This window comes from Dapis hubbardiae BLCC-M172 (assembly GCF_050016015.1).
Taxonomy (GTDB): domain Bacteria; phylum Cyanobacteriota; class Cyanobacteriia; order Cyanobacteriales; family Microcoleaceae; genus Trichodesmium.
The window spans coordinates 1-12,307 of the sequence record NZ_JBNHEQ010000258.1 but is presented as its reverse complement, the minus strand read 5'-3'; the positions used below and the strand labels follow the sequence as shown (position 1 = coordinate 12,307).

Sequence of the window (12,307 nt, the reverse complement as noted above, 5' to 3'; positions counted from 1 at the left end):
CTATTCCCTAAAACAAACGAATTTTGTACCTCACGCTTCTTGGGAATTGCTATATCAGATAATTAAAATGAAATTACCATATTGCTTTTATTCTGAATTGAGAATAATTATTCACTGGTAATCTAATTATGTAAGCATTTCCTGCGGAATGCTGCGCAAACAGCTATTAGCAGTCAGCTCTTCCTGCGGAATGCTACGCAAAAAGTAATAATATCCAAATCTTAAGAACTTGCTCTAAATAAATATAGCCTTTAAAGTAAGGTTGGCTTTGATAGTAAGATTCAATTTACTTCAATTAATAAAGCTTTTATCTAAGAACTAAAATAAATAGCTGTTTTCGGCTCTTAGCCGACATGAATGTGTTTTGCTTCGCACAACTCCGTTAACGCTGGGCGACATGGAAAGCGGAGCATTCCCTATACGAAAAAGCGCAGCTCCTCTGCAAGAGGAAGCTCCTCTGTAAGAGGCAGCAGTCTGTCAGGATAACACTGCGCGACATGTTTTGCATTCTGCAAAGCTTTCCTATCGGAATGCTCCGCAAACGCACTTCGGCTGTCGCCGACATGGAAAGCGGAGCATTCCCTATACGAAAAAGCGCAGCTCCTCTGTTTTGCATTCTGCAAAGCTCCGCTAACGCTCCGCGACATGTTTCGGCTGTCGCCGACATGAATGCGGAGCATTCCCTATACGAAAAAGCGAGAGGTACCATAGCAGGAGGCAAGAGGCTAACTAATAGCTGACTGCTTACTAATTATTAAAAGCGAGCGAATCAAGAATATGGATGAAAGATTACAAAAAATATTATCTCAGTGGGGAATAGCCTCCCGGCGTCAAGCTGAACAAATGATTATAGCTGGACGAGTAAAGGTTAATGGTAAAGTTGTCCAATTAGGTGAAAAGGCTAAACCAGACTTGGACAAAATTGAAGTAGATGGTTTGCTCATCACGCCAGAAAATCGGCCTGAACCCATATATTTATTGCTTAATAAACCTATGGGAGTAATTTCAACTTGTTCGGAACCTAGCAAACGTAGTAAAGTTTTAGATATCCTAAGTACAGAACTGCAAAATGGAAAAGGTATTCATCCTGTAGGACGTTTAGATGCAGATTCTACAGGAGCATTACTCCTCACAAATGATGGTCGGGTAACTTATGGTTTAACCCATCCCAAACATTGTCTTCCCAAAACCTATCAAGTCTGGGTAGAAGGTCATCCCCAGGAATCAACCTTAAAATTGTGGCGTCAAGGTATCATCTTATTTGGTAAAAAAACTTTACCAGCTCAGGTTAAAGTCCTAAAAGAATTTAATAGCTCTCAAACTCTTTTAGAAGTGGTTATTTCCGAAGGCAGAAATCGCCAGATTCGTAGAGTTGCAGAAAAATTGGGATATCCTGTACTCAAATTACACCGTACTGCAATTGGCCCAATTAAGTTGCAGCTACCTGGAGAGTCAGTTTTACCTATTGGCCATTATCGACCTTTGAAGGATTTTGAAATTGAGTTTTTGGATGACCAAATTATCAAATCTAAATTCAGCTAAAAACTCTCTTTTATAGCAATTCCCAAGAAGCGTGAGGTACAAAATTCGTTTGTTTTAGGGAACAGGGAATAGGTATGGAGGGAATAGGCAATGAGGAATCAGGAATAGAAAAGAAATTAAAGAGCTTGTGTACCTTATAAGCTTGAGAAACGCTATATAACAAACAAGTAATCTTTTTAAGAGTTTGAACTGAGGGGCTAAAACAATTAAATATCCAAACAATATTGATAAATTTTTTAATACTTTGTGTTATGTTAATCTTGCTGCTTTAATCACAATATATTTTGTTGGCATAACTTTTTTTTCAATCATATTATAAATATCTTGAGGGGTAATAAAAGTAATTTTTTTTGTCAAAGTAAATATCCAAAATTAATTATATTATTGCTCAAATTAAGTTATATAAAATCAATCAAAATAGGACAACTATCAAAACAAGAAAAACTATAGTTTATAGAAAATAAGTAAAAGCAATGGTGAATTTGACAGCAATCAAAAACCTGAAAAAAAGTTTTTCTTTTGTACCCTTAGAAAAACGTTTGAATCAAAGGAAAGAATTATCTTTTGAAGAAGAACAAATTCAGGCATTAACAGATATAGGGCAGAAATTGAAAATGTTTAGAGACAAACATTCGATTTCTTTAGAAAGAGTGGCAGTAGTGACAATGATTAGAATTAATTTACTAGAGGCAATAGAAGAAGGTAATTTAGAACAACTCCCAGAGCCAGTTTATATCCAAGGTATGATCAAGCGATATGCAGATGCTATGGGATTAGATGGAGAACAACTAGCAAATTTATTTCCTACTGCAAAAACTCAGGAAATTACCAGAAAATCTATCCCGAATATATCAATGGTTCAGCTACGACCATATCATCTCTACTTCCTATATGTATTTCTTGTTATTTTATCAGTCCGTTTGTTACCTTATGTAATTACTGGAGCTGATATATTAGCTAGAGAAAAAGGAATTACTACCTCTGAGAAACAACAATATAGACCTGAAAATCAGAGAGATTTGTCAGCTCAAGCATCTCCAGTAAATACCAAAACTGAGCCAAAATATTCGGACAAAACTACAACACAAAAGCCAGAAAAACTTCAGGAGAAACAACCTGTAGTGCTGAATGTAATCGTCAAAGATGAATCCTGGGTCTCAATAGAGATAGATGGAAAAATAGCATTTGAAGGAACTTTAACTCAAGGTACTCAGAAGACTTGGTCAGCCCAAAAACAACTGGTTTTCTTTGCAGGAAATGCTGGAGGAATACTGATACCTATTAATAAGGGGCAAAATATGCAACTGGGAAAACCGGGTGAAGTAAAAGAAGTTGTTTTTACTCCTACTAATACCCAAATTTCCCAGTCTCAATAAAACCTTGTCCTTCAAGGTGGAATTTCAATAATGTTAAAAATTCAACAGTATTATTTCTTTTCAGATTAATCCTGATTTTCTGGGGTACGGCCATAAATGTCTGTCACCTCTTTAAGGCGATCGCTTACCTCTGAGGTTAACATCCCTGATTGGTAACGCCAGCTCCAATTACCTTCAGCAATACCAGGCTGATTCATAATAGCTTCTTCCCCCAACCCTAAAATATCTTGTAGAGGAAAAATTGCCATAGAAGCCACAGAAGACATAGCCAAACGAATTAAATCCCAATGAATTCCATTACCCCAAGTACCACCAAGAAAATGATTAACTCGCTCCTGTTCTTCAGGAGAACGGTTATTAAACCAGCCCACAGTAGTATTATTATCGTGAGTGCCAGTATAAACAACCCAATTGGAAGAATTATAGTTGTAAGGTAAATAGGGATTACCACTACCTGAGTCAAAAGCAAAATGTAGAATCTTCATACCAGGAAATTCAAACTTATCCCGCAACTCTTCCACATCAGGAGTAATAATCCCTAAATCCTCAGCAATAATTGGTAGTGTTCCTAACTTTTCATTAATAGTTTCAAATAAAGCCTTGCCCGGAGCTTCGACCCATTCACCATTGATAGCTGTAGTTTCGCCCTGGGGTACTGCCCAATAAGCACTTAAACCTCGAAAGTGGTCTATCCTAATCCAATCAACTTTATTAAGCATAGATTGGATACGTTGCACCCACCACAGAAAATTTTCCTGTTCCAATATATCCCATTGATAAACTGGATTACCCCATAGTTGACCAGTCTCACTAAAATAATCTGGTGGAACACCTGCCATCAAAGACGGTTCACCTGTTTCTGTATCTAGACAGAATATTTCAGGATGTGCCCAAACATCAGCACTATCATGGGCAACATATATAGGTACGTCACCAAAGATTTTGATTCCTTGTTCATTAGCATAATTTTTCAGCTCATCCCATTGCTCGAAGAACTCAAACTGAAGAAATTTATGGTATTGAATTTCATCCGCTAAACGTTCTTGCCATTCTGCTAAGACTGCTGGTTGACGACTGGCAATGTCCTCATCCCAGGTATGCCAACTAGCTCCTTCGTGAGCCTCCTTCAAAGCCATAAAAGAAGCATAATCATCTAACCAAAAAGCTTTACTGGTGCATAATTCCTCGAATGCTTCTTGTTCTTCTTCGGAAGCGTTTTTTTGAAAGTTTTGGTAGGCAGTTTTCAACATAGAACCCTTAATTTGGGCCACTAAATCAAAATTCACCCGATCGCTGGGAAATTCTGGTAAGTTAGATAGGTCATCCTCAGAAAGCAGTCCTTTATCTTTCAGCTTATCTGGACTAATTAGCAGAGGGTTTCCTGCCATTGCCGAATAAGATAAATAAGGAGAATTGCCAAAACCTGTTGGTCCTAATGGTAGAACTTGCCAAATTTGCTGTCCACTGTCTTTCAAAAAATTGACGAAATTGTATGCTTCCTGGCCTAAGTCACCAATTCCAAAGCGACTGGGAAAAGAAGTTGGATGTAGTAGAATACCGCTAGCTCTTGAAAGTGGCATAATTCAACCTAGAAAATACTAATCAAAAAAAATTGCTGGCATTAGGCGCCAGCCTAGAATTAATTTTACGATGGAGAGAGTATTTTTTGATAGTTAAAATTTTGTTGAGTTTTCTATCGTGTTTGTAATCTAATTAGGGTTTGCTGAAAAAGTCTTTTTGTCAAGGTAGGAGTCAGGAGTCAGGAGTCAGGATAAACAGGGAATTTAGAGGAGGCAGTTGGAATAATTATCCTTTGATTTTTATGTCATAGTCAGCTCAAAATCCTAAGTTTTTGGTAGTTTAAGCTGGAAAAGTTGCACTTTTTTTCCACCTAAAAAGGCTGAAAGTTTAGAATGTTAATGCTTTTAGATTTAATCAGCCAACCCTAATTAAAAATTATTCAATTATTAATTGTCTGAGGGTACTTATACTGAAAATATCTTCAAAGTTTAAACGCATTTAGATTTTATCTTTTCAGTTCTCTGTTTGTTCTTAAAATCATCCCTTTCCCTGAAATATTTTAAGATATAGTGTTTTCAAATGAGATTTCAATAATTGATAATTGATAATTGATAATTGATAATTGATAATTACCTCTTCCTTTTAGGAAGAGGATTGAATAAAAGGAAAATTTTTTCTTGTTTCTCCACAGCGAGTGAGAGGCTTTAAACCTTAATTATTCGGTAAATCTAGTATAGAGGTTTTTTCTAATACAAAAAGCAGGATTATTGAGTAGCAAGTAATCTTTGTAGAAAGCTACTATTTAATACTATTTTATATTCCCTATTCCCTTTTTAATTTGACTAATTTGAGGTATGTATCTCTTGATCGACTAAATATTCTTTTCGAGAGTCAGAAGTCAGTAATTCTTCCAGGTCTAACAACAGTCTATCGCACATCTTATCTAAAGGTAAATCATTAGCATCGTAACCAAAAGGATCTTCTATCTCTAGCCCTATTGTTTCAATTCCTAATAGGGCAAAGCTAATTACTCCCACAGCAGGAATAGTCATCCAAGATAATTGAGCTACCATTTGAAAGGGTAAACCAAAGCAATAAAATAATAATAAATGTTTTATGTGAATTGCATAAGCTAGGGGGATAGGTGTATTTACAATTCTTTCACAGGCAGTTTCATCTTTTACCATAGAGTCTAATATTTGATTATAGGTAGAAAGCTGAATACTATCTATATAATTAAGTTCGTATACTTCGCGGAAATAATCTCCAATCCATTTGGCTATTCTCAGAGGAATATGATTAACTTCTTTCAGTTCTAAATATTGATTTTTACTAATAATTGACTGAAGTTTTATATCTACATTTTCATTTCTTAAGTGTAGTTTTGTCCCGAAAAAAAATGCTGCTAAAAGTAGAATTACTGCCTTCTTTTTTTCTGTATCTGCTGGAGTTTTTTCAGGAATATTTACCCATATTTGCCTTGACAAAGACCGACATGAAATTATTATTCCACCAAGAACTTTTCGTCCTTCCCAAAATCTGTCATAGGATGTATTAGTTCTAAAAACTAATAATAAACCCAATACCACACTAGGAATTAAACTAACTAAATTTGGTTGATGTATCCTAGTTAATCCACTATGATAAATGATAGTAATTATTAAAGAAAAAATCATTGTAACTACTACCCGTCGCCAAACTTGAGGTATGACAGAACCTTTTAAAGTTAGCAGTAATTTGAGCCAGCTTTTATTATAAAAAATCATAGTTAGTGCTTCATTGATATCCTCCCGATGATCCCCTGACCAGAGATACCGAGTCTCCAACTAACCTTGAGATGAAAGGAAATAAGGAATAGGATTAATCAGGATTCTTTTCGTCAGTTTTAGTTGCTTCTATTTTTAAAGTTAAGACAGAAGTAATCACTATGAAAATAGTAGCACAAATAACTACCGAGTAGCGATCGCTATTTCAAAAAATTTAGATTATCTAACCCAAGCTAAGAAAAATATAAATCTGAGCTAATAGAATCAAGAAATTAAAAATACTCAGATAAATTCCATGGGGTTTTACTGCTATAAAACTAACTAATGGTACTGAGAAATTTTCTGGGAGAAAAAATGCCTATTACCTCCCCATGACCTCGGAAAAGTCAGTCTAGATAAGGTCGTGACTTTGATGTTCTTAAGGATAGCTATTATACCTTAATTTTTCGGTAACAATAGGCTTAATAATTCTGAGGATGACCTTAATTGCACTGAGGATTGTAATTTTTTATTAAGTGCAACTTCATAGAGAAATGGTATAAATTCTTATACCATTTAAAGCTAAAACTCTCTACTTGTCTATATTTGAGTCTATTTTATGACTACCGTAATGTCTCATATAGCGTTTCCCAAGAAGCGTGAAGTACAGTTATCTTTTTATCTTTTTATTACTCCCTATTACTCCCTATTCCCTATTCCCTATTCCCTATTTCCTGTTCCCTGTTCCCTGTTCCCTCAAAGCTAGAATTTTGTAGCTCACCATTATGAGAACTGCTATAGCAATTACCAAAAATTTTTTTATTATAATACTTCAATTATTAAGTAATTAGTAATATAAATCAGTTTTTATATGATTATCAGCCATTTAATGTATATTATTCCTATAACTGATAACTGAAAATGACCTATAGGGATTGAATTGCTATAAAAAATTATTTAACTTGGTTTGAAACAACTGTACATCTGATTATTTGATTCAACTACTTGTTTGACTGAAATAATATGTTTATTAATAATTTTTTGTACCTCAATTTTGACACGATCGGACATTGAAGATAGCCATCCATCAATATCAATGTGCATCCACCTTTGACTAGAGTTATTATATACAGCAAAATTCAATAAACCTTTCATATTTGCTGAACCTACTGTGTCACTAATTTCTTTCATCATGGAGTAAGTTAAGCCGTAAAATGGTTCGGAACCTGCTTTAAAATATTGTTCCCACCCACTCCAATTTAAGTTATTACTGGTTAACATTTTATCAGCAAAAACAGTAGCTAAACCCTCTGTATAACAGTCAAGTAATTGTGCATTTAATAGGTGAAATATTTCGTGAGCTAATTGACCGTGGAAAGCATATTCAGATGGTTTATGACTTAAGTATATAGTAAATTCACCTTTATTTGCATTGTCAAGTGAAGTTAACGGAGTTATATTTATGTCTAAATTAATTTTTTTAACTGGTATTCTTGCTTCCCCATATAGTTGTTGACTATAATTAAATCCTGATTGAACAAAAGAATAAATACTCGAATTATTGAAATTAGGGTCTAAGGGTTTTATTTGAGGTGATGAAAGAAATTGAGCATAAACTTCCTGAAGTTCAAAATTAGGAATGTAGATAAAAATTAGTAATGAAATAAGTGCTATTAATAAAAGTTTAATTCTGGCAATAATTAGCATAATTTGTCTCATAATCAAAACATCTAATACCAATTTCATAAAATATTGCAGAGCGTGACGACAGAGGGAACAGGGAACACTTAACTGGGAATAGGGAAAGAAAAACATAAATATTAAAGAGCAAAAAAGGTTTGATTTTTATAATTTATGGAATGTGTAATTTTTTCTTGTAGGAATAAATCACCAACTTAAGATGTAACTGCCTTTTTTGAATTTGGTATAACAATTTTTATTTTTAGACCCCAACTGTATGATGATACCAATTTGAAGGAATAAGGAGAAAAATCCATAAAATACTATTATATTTTCTTGCTAAATTAGATAAATAATTTAAAAAACTAGACATAAAGTCAAGTTTTCGTCTAATTAGAAAAAAACTCAACTTACAGCGCTTTCCAGGGATAGTGAGGTACAGTTTATTAATTAGTTTCAGTACCTGGACAGAATTAATTTAATATTTTGGCGGTGGTAGGTAAGAGTCAATAGACATATCCGAAAAATAAATAAATTGTGATAGAGTTAATAAAAAATGTAATTTTTAGTTGCCAATTAAGACCATTATGCTTCAGTATATTCACAGTCATCCACAAGAATCAGAACGTTTATTAGGTATCAAGTATGAACAGCTAGAAAAGTTATTAAAACAAGCAGAAGAACTTCACAATAATAAGTGAGAAATAGCCACAGCTAAAAAAGTTAGAATAATTGCTTCTGGTGGTGGTAGGTCAACTAAATTATCTATACTCAGAACAAATAATTTTAACCTTAACTTATTTAAGACATTTGACAACTTTTCAACTATTAGGAATTCAATTTGGAGTCAGTGAAACTACTGCCAATAATATCTTTAATTATTGGTGTCCAATAATTGGTAAATTGTTACCACCAAGTCTGCTATAACAGGTACAAAAAACTCAAGTGACAAAGAAATTTTCTCCGAAATTTTAACAAAATACGAGTTAATCACAGATAGCTATGAACAGGGTATAGAAAGGCTAGAAAAATATGAAAAACAAAAAGAATATTACTCAGGAAAGAAACAAAGTCATACAAGAAAAAGTCAGGTAATTGTGTTACCTAATGGTAAAGATATTGTTGACATCGAAGCTGGAAAACCAGGCAAAACAAGTGATATAAATTTTTTTCGTGAAACCCAAGAAAAATTCCATCAAGAACAAAAATTTACCGGGGACAGAGCTTATGTGGGAGAACCAGCAATAAAAACACCTAAAAAAAAGCCCAAAAATCAAGAATTAACCAGTAAGGAAAAGTCTGGGTCAGGAAGAGCTAGCATCTGAAAGAATTTTTGTAGAACATATAATTAGATTACTAACAATATTTCGGGTAGCCCAAGAAAGATTTAGGCTAAATCCTGATAAATATGCACAAATAATAACGACTATTTGTGGTCTGGTTAGATTACGAATAGGTACATTTATTTTGTAGTAGCAATTGCTCCTTAGTATCCATATAAATCAGTTGACTTTCAGGGTTACTTACCTTGAGAGTTTTTAATAGTAAGTATCTATAATACTCATTTTAGTGTAAAAATCAACTATCTTAGATAAGTGGCGTTGGCGGAGCCTAGCGGCAGCTACATCGATCCCCAAAAGATAGTGATAATAAGCGTTTGACTATTTCCGGAGATGTCTAATAGGTAAGAGTTAAAGGGAATATAGCCGATTAGTAAATACATAAAGAATTTTGTCTACCTACTTATACCAATTACCATGCATTAATGCTATACTTCAGCTTGACTTCAGAAGTTAAATAGTTAGCAAGATTCAAAGTCTTTTTTTGACAATTATTAGTCGGTTAGTATAGGTTTTTCCTACTTTTAACAACTCCTCCAACCTCCCACATTCCTACACTTCCCCACCCAATCATATATAGCATTCATGCATGAGAAATGGTATTATTAATTCTCTGTTGCCTGTTGCCTAAAGTCTTAAAATTTTGTACCTCACTAACTCCAAAACTCCTGTAAGTTTCGTTAGGTGATATTGCCAACCCAACGCTCCGCCATCGCAAGTTGACATATTCGACTTGACGTCCGTTGCATTATCCTAGGGCTTCAAGTCCTACATTCACCTGAGAGGCCAATTTCGACTCTGATTCAAATATCTGGCCTAACAGTTCATCCCCCTGGAGATGCTGCCACTCCAACTCAATGGGGTTTATCTCCAAACAGTAGGGAGCCAAGAAGAACAAGTACAACCCCTGCATTGCAAACTAGGGAGTTTCTTCTTTACTGCCTCATAGCACAAAAAGAATCCTATACTTCATCAAGACTTCAGTTATTAAGTAATAAGTAAGCTTCAGTTATTTTTTTAACGATTATCCGCATTAAGCTAAGATATCTTATATCTCATAACTCTACTCCCTCCGACCTACTCTGTACTTTTAAGGAGATGTAGCAACAATGGAGAATTTGGTATTACTTGTGTGAATTGAGCTATTATCAAGTGTAATCACCCAAATTTCATCACTACCTTGGTAAAAGTAAGGTGAAAAAATAATATATAAGGGGTGCAGTAAAAACATAACTGTCAGTGCGGTCAAGAATTCCTCCATGTCCAGGTATCAGTTTTCCAGAATCTTTAACACCTGCATCTCGTTTCATCATCGATTCAGTTAAATCTCCAAGTAGACTAGCAATGCCTACTATTAAACCCAAGACAGCACCTGTCCAAGGTAAACCAGGCCAATCTAAGTACCAAGAACCTATTGTAGCGACTCCTACACTACCTAAAACTCCAAATACTGCACCCTCCACAGTCTTTTTCGGGCTTATTTCTGAAAGTCTAATTCGACCAAAGAACTTTCCGACAAAATAAGCCCCTATATCAGCAGCCCATATACAGCAAAAACCAAGTAGAGTAAACGTTAAGCTCGAAGGCCAACTCAAAGGGTCTATCCATGAAATATGCTCGTAGTTTTCTAAGGTTATTTGGGATGTCTGTAATTGAGCTTCAAGTCCCACTCTGAGTCTGATCCAATAGCTGGGTAAATATCCACCATAAAATAGACCTAAGATTGATGATGCTATGTCAGCTATAGTTGCTAATTTTGGCTGAAATAGTAGATAAAAACAAATTATGGTTCCTGCCAATGTAAATATGGCATCTACTAGGTTAGGATTTAGAGCTGCTACTACTAGCATGACTTGACTTAGTGCTAAAGTAGTTTTGGCTGCTGGGGCAATACCTTTGGCACGAGCTAGTTGAAAATATTCAAGTTGCCCCAGGTAAACTATGACTCCCATACCTACTGTAAACCACCATCCCCCAAAAATAATCATTCCCAGAGCTACAACGATTGCTACAAATCCACTAATTATTCGAGATAAAGACATAATATTATTAACTTAAAACTTAAATTTTACACTCTCCACCACTACTAACCCTCTGTTTATAATTATTTCTGTTGCAGCTAGATCTAAATTAATTCTATATACACAGTTGCTCCAGGTATGTTTTCTTTCACAGAGCTTTTTTATTAATTTTATCATATTTATGAGTTTCTTGATAGGTATACTTATTATCAAATTTTTTATAAAATTAACCTCATTTTCAGTAAATATCAGGGAATATCTCATTGATAAACTAACCTATCCAACTATCTAGATATTTAATACTACTTTGAAACAAGAATGCTACAAAAAGGTGCATCTAGATCGCAGATAGTTAGAGCTGCTATAATTGATTTGAGACAGCTATATCTATCATTTTTCCTTTTTTTTTCAATAGATTTCTCCAACTTTGGTCTTCAGTCTTCCCTCTTCCTTGATTCTACCATTTGTAACAAATATTTATCACTCTTGGTATAAGTATTCAGCCTGCAGCTAGCCTTTTACAGAAGAACTACGTTATCAGCTACGACCTATGAGTTATTAACTAATTGTTCTGGAAAGAGAAATTAGTCTCCAATATTACGGCTTTTGCTTGCAAGAGTACTTTGATGTCTTCATGCAGGATTAAAAAATCATCAGCATAGCGTATTAAAGATAGGCTGTTTCGTTGATCTCGTTTTGCCATTATTCTTCGGCTCGGATATTTGAGAGGAAGTTTTTCAGTAAATTCAGATAACCTTTCTTCCATACCGTGTAGGGCGATGTTTGCTAGTAGGGGACTGATAACCCCTCCTTGTGGTGTACCTTCCAGAGTGTCTAGGAATTGATTATTGTCAAATACTCCGGACTTTAACCATTGTTTAATTAGTCGCTTATATGGAGATTGACCTATTTTTCCTAGCAGTGCATCATGGTTAATTCGGTCAAAACACTTGGATATGTAAGAGCATTTATTACAGCAGTTTTCAAATGGATAAACCACAGTCGATTTGCACTGGGGGCATAATCAAAGACTTGTATTCGGTTGCAACTTGAGGATGTAGAGCTTTGAAACTAGCCTTTGC

General features: G+C 34.7%; 11 protein-coding genes. 5 read left to right on the top strand and 6 right to left on the bottom strand.

Translation table 11 applies throughout. The features are described from left to right. Window positions 1-777: 777 nt before the first annotated feature. Window positions 778-1,542 (top strand): pseudouridine synthase, encoded by a 765-nt coding sequence (locus ACP6PK_RS24040; protein ID WP_094671119.1) that lies wholly within the window; start codon window positions 778-780, stop codon window positions 1,540-1,542. Between the two features lie 473 nt (window positions 1,543-2,015). Then, window positions 2,016-2,918 (top strand): helix-turn-helix domain-containing protein, encoded by a 903-nt coding sequence (locus ACP6PK_RS24035; RefSeq protein ID WP_426563308.1) that lies wholly within the window; start codon window positions 2,016-2,018, stop codon window positions 2,916-2,918. Between the two features lie 65 nt (window positions 2,919-2,983). Here the strand turns inward: ACP6PK_RS24035 and malQ are convergent, their stop codons facing one another. The 4 genes from malQ to ACP6PK_RS24015 form a co-directional block, all read right to left on the bottom strand. Next, a complete protein-coding gene (malQ, locus tag ACP6PK_RS24030) occupies window positions 2,984-4,498 on the bottom strand; it encodes a 4-alpha-glucanotransferase (protein WP_426563306.1) in 1,515 nt (504 codons plus the stop codon). A gap of 783 nt (window positions 4,499-5,281) precedes the next feature. Further along, a complete protein-coding gene (locus ACP6PK_RS24025; protein ID WP_426563304.1) occupies window positions 5,282-6,205 on the bottom strand; it encodes a bestrophin family protein in 924 nt (307 codons plus the stop codon). A gap of 936 nt (window positions 6,206-7,141) precedes the next feature. Then, the gene (locus ACP6PK_RS24020) at window positions 7,142-7,930 is read right to left on the bottom strand and encodes a hypothetical protein (protein ID WP_426563302.1); all 789 of its coding nucleotides are present in this window, start codon (window positions 7,928-7,930) and stop codon (window positions 7,142-7,144) included. Between the two features lie 619 nt (window positions 7,931-8,549). Next, entirely contained in the window at window positions 8,550-8,681 is a 132-nt protein-coding gene (locus tag ACP6PK_RS24015; RefSeq protein ID WP_256386586.1) for a hypothetical protein, read from the bottom strand. On the opposite strand from ACP6PK_RS24015, the gene ACP6PK_RS24010 reads away from it, so the two are divergent. The 3 genes from ACP6PK_RS24010 to ACP6PK_RS24000 are packed head-to-tail and all read left to right on the top strand — an operon-like array spanning window position 8,675 to window position 9,337. After that, the gene (locus tag ACP6PK_RS24010) at window positions 8,675-8,791 is read left to right on the top strand and encodes a helix-turn-helix domain-containing protein (RefSeq protein ID WP_246844233.1); all 117 of its coding nucleotides are present in this window, start codon (window positions 8,675-8,677) and stop codon (window positions 8,789-8,791) included. The genes ACP6PK_RS24015 and ACP6PK_RS24010 overlap by 7 nt on opposite strands. Further along, entirely contained in the window at window positions 8,767-9,189 is a 423-nt protein-coding gene (locus ACP6PK_RS24005; RefSeq protein WP_426563310.1) for a transposase family protein, read from the top strand. The genes ACP6PK_RS24010 and ACP6PK_RS24005 overlap by 25 nt, the downstream gene beginning before the upstream one ends. Further along, window positions 9,164-9,337 (top strand): transposase family protein, encoded by a 174-nt coding sequence (locus tag ACP6PK_RS24000; RefSeq protein WP_210407446.1) that lies wholly within the window; start codon window positions 9,164-9,166, stop codon window positions 9,335-9,337. The genes ACP6PK_RS24005 and ACP6PK_RS24000 overlap by 26 nt, the downstream gene beginning before the upstream one ends. Window positions 9,338-10,379: 1,042 nt before the next feature. Here ACP6PK_RS24000 and ACP6PK_RS23995 read toward each other — a convergent pair. Then, window positions 10,380-11,246, bottom strand: coding sequence for a phosphatidate cytidylyltransferase (locus ACP6PK_RS23995; RefSeq protein ID WP_094673719.1), 867 nt, complete (start codon window positions 11,244-11,246; stop codon window positions 10,380-10,382). Window positions 11,247-11,787: 541 nt separating this feature from the next. Then, window positions 11,788-12,225 (bottom strand): reverse transcriptase/maturase family protein, encoded by a 438-nt coding sequence (locus tag ACP6PK_RS23990; RefSeq protein WP_426563300.1) that lies wholly within the window; start codon window positions 12,223-12,225, stop codon window positions 11,788-11,790. Window positions 12,226-12,307 lie beyond the last annotated feature (82 nt).